Annotated in this window: 19 protein-coding genes; 14 read left to right on the top strand and 5 right to left on the bottom strand. The window is 28.7% G+C overall.

Annotated features, from left to right (window positions below; translation table 11 throughout):
• Nucleotides 1–62: 62 nt before the first annotated feature.
• The 11 genes from KJQ99_RS03740 to KJQ99_RS03690 all read left to right on the top strand — a co-directional run bounded on the left by KJQ99_RS03740 (nt 63) and on the right by KJQ99_RS03690 (nt 14,378).
• Nucleotides 63–941 (top strand): hypothetical protein, encoded by an 879-nt coding sequence (locus KJQ99_RS03740; RefSeq protein WP_214150073.1) that lies wholly within the window; start codon nt 63–65, stop codon nt 939–941.
• A gap of 86 nt (nt 942–1,027) precedes the next feature.
• The gene (locus tag KJQ99_RS03735) at nt 1,028–3,142 is read left to right on the top strand and encodes an McrB family protein (protein ID WP_214150072.1); all 2,115 of its coding nucleotides are present in this window, start codon (nt 1,028–1,030) and stop codon (nt 3,140–3,142) included.
• Nucleotides 3,139–4,470, top strand: a complete 1,332-nt coding sequence (locus tag KJQ99_RS03730; RefSeq protein ID WP_214150071.1) for an McrC family protein — start codon at nt 3,139–3,141, stop codon at nt 4,468–4,470. The genes KJQ99_RS03735 and KJQ99_RS03730 overlap by 4 nt, the downstream gene beginning before the upstream one ends.
• An 83-nt stretch (nt 4,471–4,553) precedes the next feature.
• Entirely contained in the window at nt 4,554–6,806 is a 2,253-nt protein-coding gene (gene hsdR / locus KJQ99_RS03725; RefSeq protein ID WP_214150070.1) for an EcoAI/FtnUII family type I restriction enzme subunit R, read from the top strand.
• Nucleotides 6,807–6,839: 33 nt separating this feature from the next.
• Nucleotides 6,840–7,433 carry a Pycsar system effector family protein gene (locus KJQ99_RS03720; RefSeq protein ID WP_214150069.1) on the top strand — a complete coding sequence of 198 codons (594 nt, stop codon included), beginning with the start codon at nt 6,840–6,842 and terminating at the stop codon, nt 7,431–7,433.
• Between the two features lie 11 nt (nt 7,434–7,444).
• The gene (locus KJQ99_RS03715) at nt 7,445–8,092 is read left to right on the top strand and encodes an adenylate/guanylate cyclase domain-containing protein (protein WP_214150068.1); all 648 of its coding nucleotides are present in this window, start codon (nt 7,445–7,447) and stop codon (nt 8,090–8,092) included.
• Nucleotides 8,089–9,324, top strand: a complete 1,236-nt coding sequence (locus KJQ99_RS03710) for a restriction endonuclease subunit S (RefSeq protein ID WP_214150067.1) — start codon at nt 8,089–8,091, stop codon at nt 9,322–9,324. Before KJQ99_RS03715 ends, KJQ99_RS03710 begins: the two co-directional genes overlap by 4 nt.
• A gap of 230 nt (nt 9,325–9,554) precedes the next feature.
• Complete coding sequence (locus tag KJQ99_RS03705; protein ID WP_214150066.1) at nt 9,555–10,577, top strand: virulence RhuM family protein; 1,023 nt, start codon at nt 9,555–9,557, stop codon at nt 10,575–10,577.
• Nucleotides 10,562–12,022 carry a type I restriction-modification system subunit M gene (locus KJQ99_RS03700; RefSeq protein ID WP_214150065.1) on the top strand — a complete coding sequence of 487 codons (1,461 nt, stop codon included), beginning with the start codon at nt 10,562–10,564 and terminating at the stop codon, nt 12,020–12,022. Before KJQ99_RS03705 ends, KJQ99_RS03700 begins: the two co-directional genes overlap by 16 nt.
• 162 nt (nt 12,023–12,184) lie before the next feature.
• The gene (gene creD, locus KJQ99_RS03695; RefSeq protein ID WP_214150064.1) at nt 12,185–13,480 is read left to right on the top strand and encodes a cell envelope integrity protein CreD; all 1,296 of its coding nucleotides are present in this window, start codon (nt 12,185–12,187) and stop codon (nt 13,478–13,480) included.
• Between the two features lie 160 nt (nt 13,481–13,640).
• Nucleotides 13,641–14,378, top strand: a complete 738-nt coding sequence (locus KJQ99_RS03690) for a hypothetical protein (RefSeq protein ID WP_214150063.1) — start codon at nt 13,641–13,643, stop codon at nt 14,376–14,378.
• 90 nt (nt 14,379–14,468) lie between these two features.
• Here KJQ99_RS03690 and KJQ99_RS03685 read toward each other — a convergent pair whose 3' ends face one another.
• Nucleotides 14,469–16,112 carry an anaerobic C4-dicarboxylate transporter gene (locus KJQ99_RS03685; protein ID WP_214150062.1) on the bottom strand — a complete coding sequence of 548 codons (1,644 nt, stop codon included), beginning with the start codon at nt 16,110–16,112 and terminating at the stop codon, nt 14,469–14,471.
• Between the two features lie 207 nt (nt 16,113–16,319).
• On the opposite strand from KJQ99_RS03685, the gene hypB reads away from it, so the two are divergent.
• Genes hypB through hypD form a run of 3 tightly spaced genes read left to right on the top strand, consistent with a single transcriptional unit; the run spans nt 16,320 to nt 18,302 of the window.
• Entirely contained in the window at nt 16,320–16,964 is a 645-nt protein-coding gene (gene hypB, locus KJQ99_RS03680; RefSeq protein WP_214117951.1) for a hydrogenase nickel incorporation protein HypB, read from the top strand.
• Between the two features lies 1 nt (nt 16,965).
• Nucleotides 16,966–17,220, top strand: a complete 255-nt coding sequence (locus tag KJQ99_RS03675) for a HypC/HybG/HupF family hydrogenase formation chaperone (RefSeq protein WP_214117952.1) — start codon at nt 16,966–16,968, stop codon at nt 17,218–17,220.
• The gene (gene hypD, locus KJQ99_RS03670; RefSeq protein WP_214150061.1) at nt 17,217–18,302 is read left to right on the top strand and encodes a hydrogenase formation protein HypD; all 1,086 of its coding nucleotides are present in this window, start codon (nt 17,217–17,219) and stop codon (nt 18,300–18,302) included. The genes KJQ99_RS03675 and hypD overlap by 4 nt, the downstream gene beginning before the upstream one ends.
• A gap of 30 nt (nt 18,303–18,332) precedes the next feature.
• Here the strand turns inward: hypD and nhaA are convergent, their stop codons facing one another.
• The 4 genes from nhaA to KJQ99_RS03650 form a co-directional block, all read right to left on the bottom strand.
• The gene (gene nhaA, locus KJQ99_RS03665; protein WP_214150060.1) at nt 18,333–19,466 is read right to left on the bottom strand and encodes a Na+/H+ antiporter NhaA; all 1,134 of its coding nucleotides are present in this window, start codon (nt 19,464–19,466) and stop codon (nt 18,333–18,335) included.
• A gap of 19 nt (nt 19,467–19,485) precedes the next feature.
• Nucleotides 19,486–20,598: a glycerate kinase family protein gene (locus tag KJQ99_RS03660; protein WP_214150059.1), complete on the bottom strand. Its 1,113-nt coding sequence runs from the start codon at nt 20,596–20,598 to the stop codon at nt 19,486–19,488.
• Between the two features lie 75 nt (nt 20,599–20,673).
• Nucleotides 20,674–21,054, bottom strand: coding sequence for a hypothetical protein (locus tag KJQ99_RS03655; RefSeq protein WP_214150058.1), 381 nt, complete (start codon nt 21,052–21,054; stop codon nt 20,674–20,676).
• Nucleotides 21,044–21,802: an exodeoxyribonuclease III gene (locus KJQ99_RS03650; protein WP_214117957.1), complete on the bottom strand. Its 759-nt coding sequence runs from the start codon at nt 21,800–21,802 to the stop codon at nt 21,044–21,046. Before KJQ99_RS03650 ends, KJQ99_RS03655 begins: the two co-directional genes overlap by 11 nt.
• Nucleotides 21,803–22,001 lie beyond the last annotated feature (199 nt).

The following is a 22,001-nucleotide window of genomic DNA, read 5'->3' as shown; positions in this document are numbered from 1 at the left end:
GATAATGATTTATGTAAAGAATTATCAATTAATTATCTAAAAGATATTTATAAGGAGGAATTATGAAAAAGATTTTAATTTTATTTTTGTACTTGTTTTGTTGTTATGCAGATGATGATTATGAATGTAAAAATAATGATTTAAATGCTTGCTATAAAGTGATAAAAAGTAGTCCTTCACCTATTGATTTTTGTCAAAATGTTGAAGAGTTTAATTATAAAAAAACTTGTGCTGAATATTTTTATGATATTACAAGAGTTGCTCATCAATATCAAGCTAAGGAATTAAGAGATAAGTTATATATGGATTTTCCAAAAGTTTGCATTGATTTTATATATGCTCAAAGACATCTTTCTAATACTATAATAGAAGAAAGTTTATCTATGGCTTGCGAAATAGATTATATAAAAGCTTGCGATTTATTGGTTGAGCAAAAAATGGTAGATAATGTTAAATATGTTGAAAAATCGTGCAATGCGGGAAATTATAATGCTTGTGTTGAGCTTGAATATATAAAATTAAAAAACAATAATTTAGCGTTAGCAGAAACTGAATGCTTACAAAATAATAATTGTGAAAAAGCTTTTAATGAAGGCACAAAAAATCAAGAAATTTTATTAAAACTATGTGAAAACAAAAATGAAAAAGCTTGTTTAAGATACGCTGAATTAAACGCTAGTAAAAATAATGGAAAATATGATGAATATAGTTTAAAAGCTTGTGAAATTAATGTTAATGTTTGTATGCAAAAAGCTAAATCTTTAGAGCAATTTTTACAATTTGATTTTGAAGGTAATATCAAAACACTTAAAAGATATTATGAAATAGCTTGTGAAAAAGGACTTGATATATCTTGTGAAGAGTTAAAAAGGGTTGAAGCACTAAACCCAGATGATTATAAATTTGATGGTAAGGTAAAAACAATTAGGATTAAATTTTGATATTTTGATTAAGAATTTAAAATAGAAATTACAAGACTTATGAAATGCTAATATTCTTGTAGCCATAAAACAATTAAGGAGAAAAAATGTATATAGATGAAAATACTTTAAAATTTTATTTAAATGATGATAATTATAAGAAACTAGAAAATAGCAAGCAAGCTATTAATAAAAGATTTGATAGTGTAAAGGAAGTTTTTGAAATTATTACTGATAAAAACAATAATTTTGACAAACCAGCAATTATTGATAAGGTAAAAAAACTTTATAGTAATTCAAATAATAATGTTAAAAAGCTTATAGATGATGATAATGATAATAGAGACTTGGCTAGAATTTTTATTAATGATACTAGGTTTTATGGTATTAAAGAGCAGAATGAAAAACTACAAGGGTCTTTACCGCAAAGTATAAAAAACGATAAAAATTATATAAAACAAGACAATTTTATCACGCATTTACTTAGCATTATGGGTGGTTTTGATTTTACAGAAAATCCAAAAGTTATAAATGAATATAGAATTTTAAGTAATAAACAAAAAGAATATGATTTTGAAGGTTCTACATACTCTCAAGGGACTTGCGCTTGGATCAATTCTCATTTCTCTGATAATACTTTGTTTATAGAATTTGTTGATTTTATAAAAAATTATTGTAGTAAAACAAATGAAAATACAAAGAACAACCAACCAAATATAGTTTTATGTTTTCCAAACAGAATAACAAAAACAGATATAAAAATTTCTGAAGATGTAAAAAAAGACTATGATGCACAGCAAGATATTTTGAATTTTCGCTTTCCGTATAAGTTTATGTGGATGTGGGCGAATGTTGATAAGGTAATTCATCTTATAAGTCTAGATGCTTTTAGAAACTTTTTAAAATCTGATTTTATGCAAGAGATTTTTAAAGAGTTATCAAAAGATGAAAACTTCAAAAAATTAGAGTGCGGATTAAAATATAAAGATAATAAAAAAGATATTAATAAAGAAGAATTTAGTAATTTTGAGTTAGAAAAATATGCTGAAATTATCACCGATTGTCATTTTGATAGTTTCCCGAAAATTTGGCAAAGCGTGAGTAATAAAATTTATGAAAAAATTTTTGGAAAAGGTGCAAATAAAACTACAGAAAATTTACAAAAGCTTTCAAAAATCATATCTCTTTTATGTATAGGAGAAACCGATATGAAAAATATTTCAGATTTACTTGAAACCCATAAACAAATCATACTTTATGGAGTACCAGGGACAGGTAAGACTTATTCAGCTAAAAAAGTGGTATATGATTGGATAGATGATGAAAATAAAACAGACAAAGATGATATTAAAGAATTTATCAAACCTTATAGATTTAAAAAAGAAGATGAAGAACCAAGTAAAAATATTGTTTGGGATATAGTGCAGTTTCACCCAAATTATTCTTATCAAGATTTTATAGGCGGTATAGCTCCAAATGTAGATGATAATGGTAGCTTATCTTATACGCTAAATCATGGGATATTTAAGAAGTTTTGCGATTGTGCGAAAGCGAATGGAAACACAGATTTTATTTTTATAATAGATGAGATAAATAGGGCTAATCTTAGTGAAGTATTTGGGGAGTTGCTTTATGCTCTTGAATATCGTGATGAGAGTGTAAGTGTGGCTAATTTTGATGAGTTTTGTATACCTAGCAATGTCTATATCATAGGCACTATGAATAATGTGGATAAAAGCTTGGCTACATTTGATCTAGCACTTAGAAGAAGATTTGGTTTTTATGAAGTGGGTGTGGATTATGATGTGATAGCTGGTATTATTCCTGATATCACAAAAGAAAATAATTCTCAAGAAATAAATAACAATCAAGATATAAAAACTAACATCAATGGATATATCAAAAGATGTAAAGAATTAAACTACATTTTAACAAACGATGAAAGATTAAAACAAGAAATCAATACAGAAGGCTTAAAAGGTATAAAATTAGAAAATACTCAAGATTATTATAAAATCGGTCATGCGTATTTTATGAAAATAAAAAATTTTATGGATAAAGATGAGTTTGTCATAAACCCACAACACTTAGAAAAGCTTTGGGTTTATCATATTGAGCCACTTTTGATGGAATATCTAGGATTAAGCTATGATGATGGCAATGTTAAAAAGAGTATAAATGAGATAAAAAAACATTTTGTTAAAAAGTTAGATGAAGAATGATAGAAATTAATAATATAAACAAGCAAGGAGAGATTAAAAGTATAGAGTTAGACGATTGCGCTGAGTATAGGTATTTTTTCAACACTCAAGCAAACACACGTTTAACCATGCAAGCCATAAAAGAGCTAAAAGATAATAAGCTAGATTTTATAAATATAAGCACGAACGCTTATAAAAAAGATGACGTTAATATAATTGATTTTGATTATATTGATGAAAATAATATCATTTTAAAAACTTCTTATTATGTAGGCTTTTATTCAAAAGGCACTATAAATATCACAATCTCCCCACGCTTTGGAGATACTATTAGGGATTATCTTTACTCATACGCTTTAGGGCTTTATCTGCCTAAAAGCGTTACAGGTTCAGCACATTCAAGGCATAATCACTGGCTTTTATGTATGCTTTGGGTTGGATCGCTTGAATACGCCTTAAACAAATCAAACATCCCTAAAAACTACGAAAGAATAAAGAAAAATCAAAAGTATTTTAAAGGTAGCCTAGATATATCAAATCATATAAAACACAACCTTGTAAATGCTAATAGATTTTATTGTTATTACTCAAAACAAACTTATAATACACCTATAAATAGAGCTATTTTAAAGGCATACAATCATCTTTTAAGGTTGGGTTTTAGTAATATGTTAAATAGTGTTTCATCACACATTCAAATGTTAAGAGATTTTAAAGTTGGTGATGATGTGAGATTAGATGAACTAAAAAGCATACACTATACCCCACTAAATAAAGCTTATCAAAAGGTAGTATCCCTAAGCGAGCTAATCATCAAAAATCAAGGCTCAAAATCAAGTTTTGATAATTCAAATGGTTTTGGATATTTTTTGGATTTAAGCGAAGTTTGGGAAGGGTATTTATATAAGCTAATGAGTAAAAATTTGCAAGGTTTTAAGGTTGTTAATGGTAATTTTGCTAGTAAAAATTATCTTTTTAATGATAATAAAAGAGAGCTTAGACCTGATTTTTTTATCTATAAAGATAGTAAGCTCGTAGCTGTGCTAGATGCAAAATATAAAAATTATTCTTGTTTTGGTCAAATATCTTGTGTGGATGGTGCTATAAGTAGAGAAGACTTGTATCAAATGAGTGCTTATATGTATAGGTTTAATGCACCTTTGGGGATATTTTTATCTCCTAATACTGATGATGTGGCTATGGAGCAAGTAACTGGTAAAGATAGCAAAATGGCTATTTTAGGGATTAATTTAGATAGTATCAAAGAAGATGAAAGTCCAATATTAGAATTAAAAAGCAAAGAACAAAGTTTTATAAGTAATTTATTACATTTATTAAAAGATTATTAATATAAAAATTATTTTAATATTTGTAATTTTTAATAATTTTATATATATTTCTAATAAATTTCATAAATTATTGGCGGATTTAAATGTTAGAAAACGAAACTAGAGCAAAATACATTGATATAAAGCTAGAAAACGCTGGGTGGCTTAAGGAAAACATTAGGAAAGAGTATTATTTTACTGATGGTAGGATACTAATCGGCGGTAAGCGTGGGGCTAGAAAATTCGCTGATTATTTACTTCATCACAAAAACAACAACCTAGCAATAATAGAAGCAAAAAGGATAGGTAAAGACTGCCAAGACGGCTTACAGCAAGGCAAAGAATATGCAAAAATCCTAAATATTCGCTATGTATATTCAACAAATGGGCGTGAGCTTTATGAGTATGATATGAGAGCTTCAAAGGGCGAATTTATAGATGAGTTTCCAACTCCAGATGAGCTATATCAAAAAACTTTTGGCGACTTAGCAAAGCAAAAACTTCTAAGCCAAAAAGAGCTAGTAGTAGAAAACAAACAGTTAAGATACTATCAAAAAATAGCCGTTGATAGCGTGATAAAAGGCATTTTGCAAAACAAATCAAGAATGCTTTTAACCCTAGCCACAGGCACAGGCAAGACCACCATAGCCTTTGCGATAGTTACAAGACTACTTAACGCTGGGTGGAATAAAGACAACGCCCCAAGAAAGCCAAAAATCCTTTTTCTATGCGATAGAATAAGCCTAAGAAATCAAGCCTTAGGAGAGTTTAACCCTATAGAAAATGACTGCGTTAGCCTAGAATCAAGCCAAAAAGACGGAATGATAAAAAGTGCAAATGTGTATTTTGGAATATATCAAAGCCTAGCAAGTGAAGACAAAAATTACAATGAGTTTTACACTAAATTTCCAAAAGACTTTTTTGATCTTATAATCATTGATGAGTGCCATAGGGGCGGAGCGAACGAAAATGGCTCATGGCAAGAGATTTTAAAATATTTTGAAAGTGCCACCCAGTTAGGTTTAACAGCCACACCAAAAGCAGATATTAATATAGATACTTATAAATACTTTGGCGAAAGTATCTATAAATACAGCCTAAAAGACGGCATAAACGATGGATTTTTGACCCCGTATAAGGTAAAAAAGCTAAGCACAAGCCTAAGCGATGGCTATATTTACAGCACTGGCGATATAGTAAAAGGAGAGCTAGAAAAACCCCGCTATAAATTTAGCGAGTTTGAAAAAAACATAAGCATACCAGCCTACAACGACCTAGTAGCAAGGCTAATCTTAGAAAATATGGAAGATCCTATGGATAAGACCATCATCTTTTGTGCCAATCAACAGCACGCAAGTGAAATAAGACACTACATTGATAAACACAAAAGCGTAAATCACAATGATTATTGTGTAAGGGTTACTAGCGATGAAGGTAAAATTGGGCTTGATTATCTAAGCCTTTTTCAAGACAACGACAAAGCCTACCCAGTGATACTCACAAGCTCAAAAATGCTAACCACAGGAGTAGATGCTAGAAATGTTAGAAATATAGTTTTGCTTTCAAATATCGCATCTATGGTAGAGTTTAAACAAATCATAGGCAGAGGAACTAGAGTTTATAAAGGCAAGGATTTTTTCACGATAATTGATTTTACTAACTCAACCGAGCTTTTTTATGATAGCGAGTGGGACGGCGAGATGATGAGTGATGAGCCTATCAAGCTAAAGCCAAAGAGCAAAGAAGAAAAAGAACCAAAAGAAATCATAAAAAAGCCTAGCAAAGATAAACCAGTGGTATATCTTGGCAAATACCCAAGACTAGAAAAGGTAGAGACAAAATACATCCTAAACGATGATATTCCACTAAATACAAAAGAGTTTTTAGAAGCAGTGCTAGGTAAGGTTAGAGCAGTAGTAGCGAACGAGCAAATGCTAAGGCAAATTTGGAGTGAGAAAAAAACTAGGCTTGAGTTTTTAAAGACTTTAGAAGCAAATGGCATAAGTGATGAAGACTTAGAAGAGCTAAAGCATATACTAAATGCTGATGATTGTGATTTGTATGATGTGTTTGCTTATCTTAGTTTTGGGGCGTTTAAAAAGAGCAGAAAGGACAGAGTGCAAAGCCTTAAAAATACGGAGTTTATAAAAGATATCAAAGATGATAATGCTATGGCTTTTATGAATTTCTTGCTTGATAAATACGAAAGATTTGGCATAAAAGAATTTGACGCAGGGCTTGGCACCTTGCTAACAAATAGCACGCTAGATAAGGACAAAATCGCACAAGGCTTTGGCTCAAAAGAACAGCTAAAGGCAAGTTTTGAAAAGCTCCAAGAAGAGCTTTTTAGGGTATAATGTTTATTTAATTTATTTTTTAAGGAGAACAAAATGGAACATAAAGAAGTTTATTCAAGAGTTTTAGATATTCATAAGCATATCTTTGAGCAGTTAAAATTTGCAGAAACTAAAAATAATATTTTATTAGCATTTGTAGTAGCATTAATAGTAGTATGTTTTAGAACTTTACAAAATAGTAATTCAAATGCTTCTTTTTATTATATTATATTATTTGCACTATTTGTTTTAGCTATTTCTGCTGCTTTTATATTGTCATCTTTTAAACCAAATTTAAGCAATGAAGAAGTAAGACCTGATTTTATTACATATGTGTTGGATTATTTTAGGAAAAAACAAGATAATCAAGATAAATCATGCAACTTATATTTTTTTGGCGATTTGGCAAAGATAGATAGCAAAGAACTAACGGAAATTATTACTAAAGACTTTGAAGATGAAAAAAAAGAGCAAATTCAAAATGATAAATATATTCAAGATTTATTAAATCAGATTTGTGTTTTATCATTGATTACACTTAATAAGCATAAATGTTTTCAAAGTGCTTTTAGATATATCACATTTTTATTTATTTCTTTTCTTACATTAAACATATTTAATTTTGGCAATATATTTAAAATATTTTAAGGAGGGACAACATGGATTACAATAAATTTATAGATGAACTATATGAAGAGTTTAACAATAAGCAGGATATTAAATATATAAAGAGTGATACCATCAATTTAAGCAAAATTACGTTAGAAACAAATAAAGTTGATGAAATAAATAATGTTACTTGTGTATTTATAGATATGGAAAACTCAACGAAAATGTCTATGAATAATATTGAAGAAGCTATAAATAATCAAATGCCATATATAAGGGCATTTGTAAGAATATTTGAAGAACACGACCCTAAATATATTGATATACAAGGAGATGGGGGTTTTGCATTGTTTGATGGTGATGATTCACGAAAAAAAGGTATTTATGCAGCTATTACAATAAATACGCTATTTAATGTAAAACTTAATATGAATATTAGAATAGGTATAGATTGTGGGACTGTATATGTAAAAAAAGCAGGCAAAAGGGGTATGAATAAAGAAATTTGGATAGGAAGTCCTGTTTGTTTGGCATCAAAATTATGTAATATTAAAACAAACGATGTGTTCAATAAAATTAGAATGAGTAAAACAATAAAAGAATGGTTTGTAAAAAATATTTATATTAACCCAACAAGAGAAAATTGCTTAAGTGATATTGATTTTTTTAGTACTGATGTGATTTGGAAACTAAAATGATAAAATTACCGGATGGTTGGGAAGTTAAAAAGCTTAAAGATTTGGGTATATTTATAAGGGGAGTTTCATATAAAAAGGAACAACTGCTTAACGAAAAAGATGAAAATTCTGTATTTTTATTAAGAGCTAACAACATTCAAAGCCAATTAAATTTAGATGAACTTCAAATAGTCCCTAAAGAATTAGCAGAAAATAAAATTATTCAAGATAATGATATTTTATTTGCTATGAGCAGTGGTAGTAAGCATATCGTAGGTAAAAACATTATATTAAAAGATTTAAATGACTTTTCTTTTGGTGCTTTTTGTGGAGTTTTTAGGGCAACAGATGAAAGCTTAAATCCTTATTTTTTATCATATTATTTGAAAAGTTTTGAATATCACAAATATATTCAAGGGGTTTCAAAAGGGTCTAATATTAACAATCTAAGATTTAAAGATTTAGAAGATTTTCAAATCCCGTTGCCATCACTTGAAGAGCAAAGGAAAATCGTAAAGATATTTGATGAAAAATTTGCAAGTATTGATGAGAGTATAAGGCTAGCTAAAGTTGATTTGCTAAACCTTGATGAGTTGTGGCAAAGTATCCTAAATGATAGCTTTAACCCTCTAAAATCAAAGCTAGACAATGACACCTACATGCTCCCACCCACTTGGAAATGGGAAAAACTTGGGGATATTTGCGAAAAAATAAAAAATGCAAATCTCAAAGATTTTAACGATGATATTTCTTACATAGATATTTCATCAATAGATAATAAAAATTTTATGATTTTAGATTACAAGAAAATCAATAACACACAAGCTCCAAGCAGAGCTAAAAGGCAAGTAAAATTTGGAGATATTTTATATGCCACCACTAGACCAAATCTTAAAAATATAGCTATGGTTAATCAAGAATATTATAACCCCATAGCTTCTACGGGTTTTTGTATTATAAGAGCTAAAAAAGATGTCAAAAAATATATTTTTTATTTTTTGCTTAGTGATTATGTAACGGATTTTGTAGCTAGATTTATTAAAGGAGCACAATATCCAGCAGTATCGGATAAGGATATATTTAATATCCAAATCCCATTGCCACCATTAAAAGAGCAAGAGTGTATCACAAAAGAGCTAGAGAGCAAAGCAAAGACTATAAAAGAACTAAAAGAGCTTTATATAAAAAGGCTAAAAGATTATGAAGAGTTAAAAGAAAGCTTACTAGACTTAGCCTTTAAGGGTGGCTTGTAAGTGGAATTTAAATCCGTAATTTAGCTTAAATTTCGTTTGTTTGGAAATGGAATTTGAATTAGGAATTTCGTTTGTTTATAATTTCAAACAAGTGACATTTGAGCCAAAAATACACGAAATAAATTCTAAGCTTGATATGTTAAAAAATCTCGTAATTTTTAACATAAAAGCCTAATATGTTAAAAAATTCAAAAAATTTTAACATATCAAAAAGATATAAAAGGACAAAAATGCAAAAAAATATGACCATTGAGTTTTTAAGTTTTAGCTTAGAAAATCAAGCTGATTTTTTAGATGTTGTATATAAAGATGAGAATATTTGGCTTAGCGTATCATTAATGGCGAAGCTTTTTGAATGTTCTAATGATAATATAAATCTACATTTAAAAAACATTTATAATGATGGTGAGCTAGATAGATTTTCAACCACCGAGGATTTCTCGGTGGTTCAAAAAGAAGGCTCAAGAGGAGTTAAAAGAACTATGCCTTTTTATAATCTTGATGCGATTATAAGCGTTGGATATAGAATAAATTCTAGCAAGGCTACGCAATTTAGAAAGTGGGCGACACAAGTTCTTAAAGAATTTAGTATAAAAGGCTATGTTTTAGATAAAGAACGTTTAAAAAATGGCGGGGTTTTAACGCAGAATTATTTTGATGAATTGCTAGAAGAGATTAGAGAAATTAGGGCTAGTGAGCGTATGTTTTATCAAAAAATCACAGATATTTATGCTACTTCAATTGATTACAATAAAGATGACAAGATAACAAAAGATTTTTTTGCACAAGTTCAAAACAAATTACATTATGCTATACATCAGCATACAGCAGCTGAGCTAATCAAAGCTAGAGCAAATGCTAATATGCCACATATGGGGCTTACAAGTTGGAAAAATGCTCCAAATGGTAAAATTTTACTAAGCGATGTAGTAGTTGCTAAAAACTATCTAACACAAGAGGAGTTAGGCAAATTAAATAGGCTAGTTACAATGTATCTTGATTATGCTGAAGATAGAGCGAAAAATAATCAAGTAATGACTATGCAAGATTGGAAAAATAAACTTGATAGTTTTTTAGAATTTAATGAAAGAGAAATTTTAAAAGATTTTGGCAAAATAAGTAAAAAAATAGCCGATGATTTTGCTAAAGATGAGTTTAATAAATTTAGAGTTAGGCAAGATAGAGAATATATCTCTGATTTTGATAAAGAAGTGGCAAAAAAGCTAAAAGGACAAAAATGCAAAACAAAATAGACCAAATAACAGATATTTTAAGGCGTGATGATGGCATAAGTGGGGCTATGCATTATACGGAGCAAATTAGCTGGATACTATTTTTAAAATTCTTAGATGATTATGAAAAAGAGCTTGAAGAAAAGGCGTTTTATGATGATAAAGAGTATGTAAGCATACTGGAAAGCAAATTTGCTTGGAGTAGCTGGGCAGCACCTAAAAAAGAAGATGGCACACTAGATATCAAAAACGCCCTAAGTGGCGATGATTTGACTAATTTTGTAAATAATGAGCTTTTTGTCTATCTAAAAAGCTTTAAAAATAACGATGATTTTAAAAGCATTGAGTATAAAATCGGCGGTATTTTTGAAAATATTGACAACAGAATAAGCAGCGGACACACGCTAAGAGATATCATAAATATCATTGATGAATGTAGCTTTAGCAAAGATGATGATGCGTTTGCATTAAGCCTAGTGTATGAAAAACTGCTAAAAGATATGGGGAGTGATGGGGGAAATAGTGGGGAGTTTTATACCCCAAGACCACTTATAAAAGCTATCGTAGAAGTGATAGACCCAAAGGCAAATGAGCGTGTGTATGACCCTGCAAGTGGTAGCTGTGGGTTTTTGTGTGAGAGCTTTTTGCATGTGATGAGAGATAAAACAAGCCTTAGCAATGATGAGATAGATTTTATGCAAAATGACGCCTTGCACGGCAAAGAAAAGACCCCACTAAGCTATGCGATGGGTGTGATGAATATGATTTTGCACGGCATAAAATCTCCAAATATCATCAAAACAAACACCCTAAATAAAAAAATCACCGATATAAGCGAAGATGATAGATATGAAATAATCCTAGCAAATCCACCATTTGGTGGTAAAGAAAAAGAGCAAATCCAAAACAACTTTTTAGTAAAATCAAACGCCACTGAGTTACTATTTTTGCAACATATCCTAAAAAGCCTTAAGATAAACGGCAGATGTGCTGTGGTAGTGCCTGAAGGAGTGCTGTTTCAAAACTCAAACGCCTTTACGAGCGTAAAGCAAGATTTGGTAAATGAGTATAATTTGGAGTGCGTTTTAAGCCTACCTAGCGGGGTGTTTTTGCCTTATAGTGCTGTAAAGACTAATGTGCTGTTTTTCTCACTTGGTAAAAGGTTTTTAAATGATAGTGATGGGGTGTATTATTATGAGCTAGTGCCACCTTATAAACTCACTAAAAACAAGCCTTTAGAGTATGAGCATTTTAAGGATTTTTTAGCTTGTGTTAAGGAGCGTAAAATCACTGAAAATTCATGGCTTGTAAGTAAAAGCGAACTAGCTCTTAAAAACTATGATTTAAGTGCAAAAAATCCAAATATAAAAGAAGAAAAAGAGCTAAGAAGCGTAGATGAAATCCTAAACTCACTTAGCAAAAACCTAGCAAAATCAAACGAACTTTTAAAAAAGCTAGGTATTTAAGCTTTGTGGAAAAATATAATAAACGAAAAATCGTTTAGTGATTTTAATAAATATAAATTTTAATTATTTGCAGTGGAATTTAAAATAGGAATTGCGTTTGGTATTTGTAATTTAAGCTTATTTTGTATATGATAAATATTTTAAAAATTAAAAGGAAATAAAATGATCAAAATACCATCTAATTCAATAACTAAAAAAGTAGGTTTTATATTTTTACTTGCAATATTACTTCAAATACCATTGTTTTTTATAAACGGAATAATAAATGAGAGAAATGATACTTATGAAAATATGGTTGATACTCTAGGTAATGAATGGGGTCAAAAGCAAACAATACACGGGATTTTTCTAGTAATAAATGGCACTAAAGAACAAAATATAAAAGATGAAGAAGGCAATACGATTACGCAAAAAGTTCCTTACGAAAAAATCATAATCCCAAGCCAAATTGATGTAAAAATTGATATTTTAGATGAGGTTAGACAAAAAGGAATATATAAAGCTAGTGTTTATAACGCAAATATTAGCATTGGTGGTAATTTTGCTGATTTAGATGAAAAATTACCGCAAGACTTTGATGAAATTTATTTATCTTTAGGTTTATTAGATGCAAAATCATTAGTAAATATCTCAACTTTTAAACTAAATAGCATTGATTTAAAACCAAATGCAGGGACAAATAGTAAAAATTCTCATTTAAGATATGGAATTTCATCACTAATTAATAAAAATATGTTGAAAAATAATACACCTTTTGAAATTTCTTTCACATTAAGGGGCTCAAAAGGTATAGAGATACTTCCTTTAGCGCAAAAGAATACCTTAGATATTAATTCAAAAGAAAGCAAGCCTAGTTTTTATGGGACATTGCCTGTTAGCAAAAATCTTGATAATAACGGCTTTAATGCAAAATATGAAATTATGCCATTTACTATGAATTATCAAAAAGCTATAAATAATTCAAATCATTATCTAAATGATAATCTAATCGGTATTAATCTATACGAAGGAATTACTCATTATAGACAAGTAATAAGAGCTGCTAAATACGGCATATTATTTATAATGCTTAGCTTATTTGTGGTTTATGTTTTTGAAATTTTAGGCAAAAAACCAACTCATTATATCCAATACGGAGTTGTTGGATTTTCGCTAACTTTGTTTTATTTGGTTTTGCTTTCAATGTCAGAATATTTTAGTTTTGAACTTGCCTATATTATCGCTACATTAATGGTCGTAATACCAAACGCACTTTATATAAAAGCTCTTACAAATAGCAAAAAATTTGGCTTTGGAATGCTACTATTTTTAGGCGGTGTTTATGCAGTATTATTTTCTGTGCTTCAAATGGAGCAATTCGCACTAATTACTGGAACAATTCTTATAATGATAGTTTTATATGTTCTTATGTATATTACAAAAAATATTGATAATTTTTTGGATAAAAAGGCTGAATAATTAGGATATTAAAGGATAAAAAATATTGAAATTCCGATTTTAAATTCCGTTAAAATTTAATGTATTTTCAAGATATTTTAAAAGGAATTTAAATTAGGAATTTCAATTTTATTTTTAGTGATTTTTAAATTTAAATATTTTTGCTTTTAAGGATAACAAAATGGCTTTAAAAGGTTTTTTAGCAAAAGCTAATGTGGTTTTTAAAAATACGCTTTTTTATCTAGCTTGGTTTTTGTTTTTTATACCATTTTATATAGGAGATTTTAGTTATATTCCTTGCTTTATATTTGCTTTTCTTTTTTCTAGGATTTATCTTTTGTTATCTCAAGATGATTTAGATAGTAAGATAATCTTGCAAGATAAGTTTTATTTACTTTTAAGACATATTTCGCTTTTTATATCGTGTGTTTGCCTTGCTAAGATTATTTATAATTTTTGTTTTTATGATAAAAGCGTTTATAAGAGCATTGATACTCTTAAAAATCTCGTGCCATTTGCGATATTTGGCTTTGTATATTTATATACTGCTAGAAAAAACTATAATGTTTATTTTAAAAAATACTTAGCTTTAACTTTGGCTATACTTTGTGCTTGGTGGTATTATGATGATTTTTTAAAACAACCCAATGAGCTTATAACAAGGATTTTAAAATCAAATTTAAAGTGTAGTAACCTTGAAAGAGTTTGCCTTGTGCTTGATAAAAGTGTATTAGATGATATAAATAATGATATAAAAGGCAAAAGCTATAATGAGATACAAAAGACTTTAAGCCAGTTAGAATTTAAAATGAAAAATGAATATTTTTATTTTACTAAAATACTTTTGGGCAAAAGTGTTAGTATTAGGCTTGAATTAGAAGATGATAAGATAATTGAGATTATAGTTTCTAGGTTTTAAATTATAGTTTTATTGGAAAATAATATTTTAAATTCTAGTTAAATATTGGCAAAATTAAAATCTTAATTTTGCCCTAAAATAGGGCAAAATTTATAAATAACCATAAAAACTCGCAAGAAAATATCCAAAAATACTTGAAGTAATAACACCTATAAAACCAGGAATAATAAAACTATGATTTATTACAAATCTTCCTATACGAGTTGTTCCACTTCTATCAAATTGAATAGCTGCTAAATCACTTGGATATGTTGGCAAAATAAAATAGCCATAACAAGCTGGTGCGAATGCTAAAATAACAGCTGGATTAACTCCTATATTTAAAGCTAGTGGCACAAACGCTACAAGTGCGGCTGCTTGAGAATTTACTAATTTAGAAATTATTATTAAAACTATTGCGTAAGTCCAAGGATATTCGCTTAATATATTTCCTAAGCTATCTTTTATCATTTGAGTATGTGTTGCAACCATACTATCAGCCATCCAAGAGATTCCAAATACAGCCACAAGAGCAACCATTCCAGATTTAAATATCTCACTTTTTGAAATATTATTTGCATTAGTTTTTGTAAAGATTATTATTAATGAACCTGCCAAAAGCATAAAAATTTGAATTACTTCAACCATTCCTAAAGGTTTTGCTTGTTCTTTTTTATCGCTAAAAATAATTTTTGCATTTTCAAATTTTTCATTATTAATAATTACATAGTTATTTTCTTGTGTTATTTGTAGATTATTATCAATGCTAATTGCTTTTATATTTTCTTTCGTACTTTTTACTTTACCATCTTTAATAGTTTTATTTAATTCATTATAAGTAATTATGAGATTTGAATTCTTAATAGGTATTTCTTTCATTGTTTTAGCATTATTATCTACGATTAAAATACTTGCTGAATCAACTTTTGTGTTAAATGCAGGTCGTAGATTTGAAAAATATCCTAAAATAGCAACTAAGGCAATAGCGCCTAAAAATATCCACATTGATAACCAAGCACTATTAGGTAATTTTTCACCTATTAATGATTTGCACCCACCACCATAAACATATTTTTTAAATTCTTCATCTTTAATTTTTTCTTGAAATTCACTATCTTTATCTAAATCTTTACCCCTAAACCAGCTAAATATTCCAACGCAAAGCACTCCTAAATAAGTTGATGGTATTGTAATTTTAAGTAAGTCCAAATATCCATCAAATCCTGCTAAGTGATGATTACTATTAATAATAAATGCTGTTAGAGTTACTACAGCCACTGATACTGGGCTAGCAATTATTCCAAGTTGTGCTGAAACACTACTTGCTGCCATCGGTCTTTCAGGTCTAATATTGTTTTTAATAGCTATGTCATATACAATAGGTAAAATTGTATAAACAACATGCCCTGTGCCACAAAGAACGGTTAAAGTACAAGTTGTAATTGGAGCTAAAATACTAATATATTTTGGATTTTTTCTAAGAATTTTTTCAGCTATTTGAAGCATTACATCAAGACCACCACTAGTTTGAAGTGTCGCACTAGCCACAACAACTGCTAAAATAGTTAGCATAACATCAATTGCTGGTTTTCCTGGTTTTACACCAAAGCCAAAAATCATCACAATAAGCCCAACGCCGCCTAACATTCCAAGAGTAATTCCACCTTTTTTTGAGCCATAAAATAGGCAAATACATACAATAGCTAGTTGTATAGCAAATTGTAAAGAATTAGGTAAATTCATAAGAATATCCATTTTTTATCCTTTAATTAAAAAAAAATTGATAAATTTTATATTTAAAAGTTAAATATTTAAATTAATTTTAAAAATTAAGTTTTAATTAATTTAAATATTAGTATTAAATTTTTTACTTAGAATTTGGTCTATTATTTATAAAATGATTTTTGTTGCCATTGTAAATACTTTTACTTAGTAAAATGTGAAAAATTTAAGGAGTAGGTAATGAAAGTAATCATTGAAGCAAAAGCAAAAATTATGGCTGAAAACGAAAATCAAGCAAAAATCAATCAAGAGTTTTTTAAAAAATCTAATTTATATTGCCTTAATTTTATGAGCTCTCCTGGTAGTGGTAAAACCACTCTACTTGAGTATATTATAAAAAATAATTTATTAAAATTATGCGTAATTGAAGGGGATTTAGAGACTAATAAGGACGCTGATAGGATTATCAAAGCAGGTGCTAAAGCATATCAAATAAGCACAGGTCAAAGCTGCCATTTAGACGCAAAAATGATAGATTTAGCTCTAAAAAATCTTGATATTAGTAATTCAGAGTTTTGTGTAATAGAAAATATAGGCAACTTAGTATGCCCTGCATCATATAAATTGGGCGAGAATTTAAATGTTGTGCTTTTATCAAGTCCTGAAGGAAGTGATAAAGTAGCAAAATATCCTGTTATGTTTAAAAGAGCTGATGTGATAGTTTTAACTAAAATGGATATAGCAAAATATTTTGATTTTAGCCTAGAAACTATCACACAAGAAGCAAAAAAATTAAATCCAAATGTAAAAATCTTTTGTGTAAGTAGCACTACAGGCGAAGGAATTGCCGAACTTTGTGAATATTTTAAATCTTTAAGGAGTTAATATGTGTTTATCTATACCATCAAAAGTTTTAAGTGTTGATGAAAATAATTTTGCACAGGTTGATACTTTAGGGATTAAGCGCGGGGTTAGCCTTGATTTGATACCTGAGCAGGTTAATGTGGGGGATTTTGTATTAATTCATGTTGGTTTTGCTATGCAAAAAATTGATGAAGCAGCTGCTAAAGAAAGTTTAGAATTATATAAGCAAATTGCAGATGAAATAGGTAGCGAAGAGATTGAAAGTAGGTTTTTATGAATTACATAAAAGAATATAAAGACGCAAATATTATTAATAATTTAAAAAAACTAATTAATAATGTTAAGCTTGATAGGGTTTATAATGTAATGGAAATTTGTGGTGGACATACACATTCGCTTATAAAATACTCAATCCCTTCTCTTTTACCTAATATTAACTTCATCCATGGGCCAGGTTGTCCTGTTTGTGTAATGCCAAAAAGCAGGCTTGATGAAGCTATTTTTTTAGCAAGTATGGAAGGTGCTATTTTTTGCACGCTTGCTGATTTGATTAAAGTTCCTGCTAGTAATACGAGTTTAGAAAAATTAAGAGCGCAAGGCAAGGATATTAGAGCGCTTTATAGTCCACTAGAAGTATTAAAAATTGCAAATGAAAATAAAGATAAAAAGATTATATTTTTTGCAATAGGTTTTGAAACTACTACTCCTATGAGTGCGGTTTTGATTGAAAAAGTGCTTGAAATGGGGCTTAAAAATGTATTTTTTCATATAAATCATGTAAGAGTTCCTGAGCCTGTTGAAGCCTTATTAAATGATAAAGATTGTAATATTGATGGCTTTTTAGCCCCATCGCATGTAAGTGTGATAATAGGAGAAAGCGCGTATTTAAATATGGCTAATACTTATAAAAAACCATTTGCTATAAGTGGTTTTGAGCCTGTTGATTTAATGCACTCACTATTAAATTTAAGCTTACAATTTAAGAATAAAACTCATAATGTTTATAATGAATATTCAAGATTAGTTAGTAAAAATGGTAATGAAAAAGCTAAAGAATTAATTGAAAAATACTTTAGGCGTGATGATTTTGAATTCCGTGGCTTAGGCGTTATTAGTAATGGCGGTTTGGAGCTAAAAGATGAATATGATTATATAAACGCAAAAAAAGTATTTGATATAAAAACAAATACAAAAGCAGAAAACAAAGCCTGTCTATGCCCTAAGATTTTAAAAGGACTTGCAAAGCCAACTGATTGCAAAGTTTTTGGTAATTTATGCACGCCTAATAATCCAATAGGAAGTTGTATGGTAAGTAGTGAAGGTGCTTGTGCTGCTTATTATAAATACAATAGAATTTAAATTAACTCCTTTTTATAGGAGTTAATATGATTATTTGCTTATAAATCTTAGCCAAATATAGCCTAATACAGCTGATACAAAAGAAGCACTAAGTATTGCTAATTTTGCGCTATTAAATAATTCAGGATTATTTTCAAATACAAGAGTGTTTATAAAAAAGCTCATAGTAAAACCAATACCTGTTAGTATGCAAACCCCGTATAATTGAACTTTATTTGATGGTAATTTAAAGCCAAATTTACTAGCAATTAAGCAAAAGCTAAATACACCTAATTGTTTGCCTAAAAATAGACCTAAAAATACTCCAAAAAATACTGCATTAAAATCATTTAAATTAAGACCATTAATCAACACTCCAGCATTAAATAAAGCAAATAAAGGCAATATAAAATAATTTATATAAGGTGTTAAATCGTGCATTATGTGTTCTAAAAATTCTTTATTATCTTTAGTATTTAATGGTATAAAAAACGCACACGCCATACCAGCTAAAGTCGCATGAACTCCACTTTTAAGAACGCAAACCCAAATAAATGCACCGATAATCACATAAAGGCTTTTTATACAAATATGCAAATAATTTAATAATAGCAAAATAGCTAAACCACAAGTAGCAAGGCTAAGACTTAAAATACTTAGCTCATTTGTATAAAACAAAGCGATTATAATAATTGCAGCAACATCATCAAATATTGCAAGGCTTAGTAAAAATATTGTTAAAGATTTTGGAATTTTATTTCCAAGTAATAATAAAACTCCTAAAGCAAAAGCAATATCAGTTGCAGTCGGTATTGCAAAGCCTTGTATAGCAAAGCTATCGTTTATATTAATTAAACTATAAATTATAGCAGGGACAATTACTCCGCCAAGTGCTGCAATTAGTGGCAAACTAGCAGCTTTTATATTGCTTAATTCTCCTATTAGGATTTCTTTTTTAACTTCTAGTCCAACCCAAAAGAAAAATATAGCCATAAGCCCATCATTTACCCATAAAGTAAGTGGTTTTATAAGGTTTAAATCTCCAAAAATCACACCTGCTTTATAATTAGTAATGAGTTCATAATAAGTGTTTAGATTTGAATTTTTAAGAGCTAAAGCAAGTATAGTCATAAAAATCAATAAAATTGGAGCAAAAAGCTCGTGAGTTATAATTTTTTTAAGCATAATATCTCCTTGTTAAAAATTATTTTTTAGCAAGAAAAGTTTGCAATACATTAAACGAAAGCTCATTTAAGCATTGATAGGCAATGCTATTTTGCATTAATTCATTTTTTGTTTTATTAGAAAATGCTTTTGTTAAAGAAAAGCAATTTTTAAAATCACTATTATTTAAACCACAAAATATTATTAATTTTTTATCATAAATTTTACAAATTTGATTAATTTCTCCGATTACTTTTCCCATCAAACTTTGATTATCAAAAGCACCTTCTCCTGTTATTATTAAATCAGAGTTTTTAATCAATTCTTCAAGATTTAAAAGGTTTTTAATATATGAAAATCCACTTTCAAATTCTGCATTTAAAAATGCTTTAAAGCCAAATCCAAGCCCACCAGCAGCACCACAACCTTGAAATTGTGAATAATCTTTAGTTAAATATTTTTTACAAACTTTTGCAAAATTTTTTAAACCCAAATCAAGCATTTTAATTTCATCATCATTTGCACCTTTTTGCCTTGCATAGACATACGCTGCACCATTTTCTCCATATAGTGGATTTTTCACATCACAAGCTATTTTGAAGCTGCAGTTTTTAAGCTCTTTTAATACATTTTTATCATTTATTTTTGCAATTTTTATTAGATTTTCTCCGATAGGTTTTAAAATATTTTCAAATTCATCTAAAAACTCGTATCCTAATGCACTTAGCATTCCTATTCCAGAATCATTTGTAGCCGAGCCACCAATGCCTATTATAAACTCATTTGCACCATTATTAATAGCGTCTTTTATGGCAATACCTAGTGAAATTGTGCTAGTTTTGCAAGGATTTTTTTCATTTTCATTAAGAGCGATTAATCCTGCAAATTCTGCCATTTCAAAATATGCTTTATTTTCTTTTAAAAGATAATAACCATTATAATCTCTAATACCATAAGCATTTTTTAAGTTTAAATAGATTTTTGTAGCATTGATTTTATCATTTATACTTTCTAAAAAACCTTCTCCACCATCAGAAATAGCTAGTTGAATTGAGTTTATATTTAATTTATCGCAAGATTTTTTGATAGCGTCGTTTGCTTGTTTTGAACTAAGAGAGCCTTTAAAACTATCGCAAATAATTAATGCTTTCATTTTTTTATCCTTTTAATTACAAAATAAATTAGTAAAAAACTAAAAAATAAAGTAGCACTTATATCAAGTATAAATTCATTCATAAAAAATCTCCGTTTTTTTAGGTAGCATTAGGGTATTATCTGTGTATTTTAAATATTTGAGCTTTAACGCATAAATTTTGTGATTTAGTGCAAAATTAGCAGCTTTATATGTATTTAAATAAAGCCTTTTTTGGGTTTCATTTGCTAATAATAATTTTCCTATTATTTGAACACCTTTAATTGGATTGTTTGTATAAATTGCTGCACTTAATAATTCATCTAATTTAATATGCCTTGAAGTAGGCGATGAGATAAAAAGCAATGCTTCATTAATCTCATCAAATTTATAAAACAAAGTAGCCGAATAAGGCTCGTTTGTAGAAACTACGCAAATATTGTTAGAATTTAAAAACTCATTTATTTTAGATTTCAATATCAATACCAACAGGACAATGATCAGAGCCCATTACATCGCTTAATATAAAGGCGTCTTTTAAATAAGGGGTAAGATTATTTGATATGAAAAAATAATCGATTCTCCAACCAACATTTCTATTTCTAGCAGCTGCACGATAGCTCCACCACGAATATTTTTCAGGAATATCTCCATTTATATATCTAAATGTATCAACAAATCCAGCATCAAGCAATCTATCAATCCACTCACGCTCAATTGGTAAAAATCCACTTGTTTTTTCATTAGCTTTTGGGTGAGTTAAATCTATTGGGCGGTGCGCTGTATTTACATCTCCACAAATTATGATTTTTTTACCTTCTAATAATAATTTTTTTAAATATTCTAAAAAATCATCATAGAATTTCATTTTATAATCTAATCTTTCATCACCGCTTTGTCCGTTTGGAAAATATATATTAAACAAAACAATATCTTTAAAACTATGTTCTAAAACTCTTCCTTCATCATCAGGAAAAAATTGGGCAAATCTACTCTCGCATTCAAAATTTAAAAAGCTCATAACACCAGAATATCCAGCTCTTTTTGCTGAATTTGATTTAATATCTTTAAAGCCTAAATTGTTTATATCTTTTGGAAATTTATCAGGTGTTGCTTTTATTTCTTGAATACCTAAAAAATCAGTAGGGTATTTTTCTAAAAACGAAAACCCATCTTTATCACAAATTGCTCTTAAACCATTTACATTCCACGAAATTAATCTCAAAACTATTCCTTAAATTAAGTTATTTATAATGATAAAAACTATACAAAAAGGTAGTAAATGTTAAAGATAAATCCAATTTTATTTAATTTTGTTTTAAGTGCATATATAATCGCTTTGAATTATTTTTCTATGCTTACATTTTTGAGTAATAAAATAAGTGATATTTATTTTTTTAGTACTGATGTGATTTGGAAACTAA

It is taken from the genome of Campylobacter sp. 2018MI13 (genome assembly GCF_018501135.1).
Classification (GTDB): Bacteria; Campylobacterota; Campylobacteria; order Campylobacterales; family Campylobacteraceae; genus Campylobacter_E.
The sequence above is the reverse complement of the archived record's forward strand: the minus strand, read 5'-3'. Positions and strand labels throughout refer to the sequence as shown.

Bases quoted from the DNA above. Each gene is read 5' to 3' on its own strand.
- KJQ99_RS03740 (WP_214150073.1), top strand. From the start codon at position 63: ATGAAAAAGATTTTAATTTTATTTTTGTACTTGTTTTGTTGTTATGCA.
- KJQ99_RS03735 (WP_214150072.1), top strand. From the start codon at position 1,028: ATGTATATAGATGAAAATACTTTAAAATTTTATTTAAATGATGATAAT.
- KJQ99_RS03730 (WP_214150071.1), top strand. From the start codon at position 3,139: ATGATAGAAATTAATAATATAAACAAGCAAGGAGAGATTAAAAGTATA.
- hsdR (WP_214150070.1), top strand. From the start codon at position 4,554: ATGTTAGAAAACGAAACTAGAGCAAAATACATTGATATAAAGCTAGAA.
- KJQ99_RS03720 (WP_214150069.1), top strand. From the start codon at position 6,840: ATGGAACATAAAGAAGTTTATTCAAGAGTTTTAGATATTCATAAGCAT.
- KJQ99_RS03715 (WP_214150068.1), top strand. From the start codon at position 7,445: ATGGATTACAATAAATTTATAGATGAACTATATGAAGAGTTTAACAAT.
- KJQ99_RS03710 (WP_214150067.1), top strand. From the start codon at position 8,089: ATGATAAAATTACCGGATGGTTGGGAAGTTAAAAAGCTTAAAGATTTG.
- KJQ99_RS03705 (WP_214150066.1), top strand. From the start codon at position 9,555: ATGCAAAAAAATATGACCATTGAGTTTTTAAGTTTTAGCTTAGAAAAT.
- KJQ99_RS03700 (WP_214150065.1), top strand. From the start codon at position 10,562: ATGCAAAACAAAATAGACCAAATAACAGATATTTTAAGGCGTGATGAT.
- creD (WP_214150064.1), top strand. From the start codon at position 12,185: ATGATCAAAATACCATCTAATTCAATAACTAAAAAAGTAGGTTTTATA.
- KJQ99_RS03690 (WP_214150063.1), top strand. From the start codon at position 13,641: ATGGCTTTAAAAGGTTTTTTAGCAAAAGCTAATGTGGTTTTTAAAAAT.
- KJQ99_RS03685 (WP_214150062.1), bottom strand. From the start codon at position 16,112: ATGGATATTCTTATGAATTTACCTAATTCTTTACAATTTGCTATACAA.
- hypB (WP_214117951.1), top strand. From the start codon at position 16,320: ATGAAAGTAATCATTGAAGCAAAAGCAAAAATTATGGCTGAAAACGAA.
- KJQ99_RS03675 (WP_214117952.1), top strand. From the start codon at position 16,966: ATGTGTTTATCTATACCATCAAAAGTTTTAAGTGTTGATGAAAATAAT.
- hypD (WP_214150061.1), top strand. From the start codon at position 17,217: ATGAATTACATAAAAGAATATAAAGACGCAAATATTATTAATAATTTA.
- nhaA (WP_214150060.1), bottom strand. From the start codon at position 19,466: ATGCTTAAAAAAATTATAACTCACGAGCTTTTTGCTCCAATTTTATTG.
- KJQ99_RS03660 (WP_214150059.1), bottom strand. From the start codon at position 20,598: ATGAAAGCATTAATTATTTGCGATAGTTTTAAAGGCTCTCTTAGTTCA.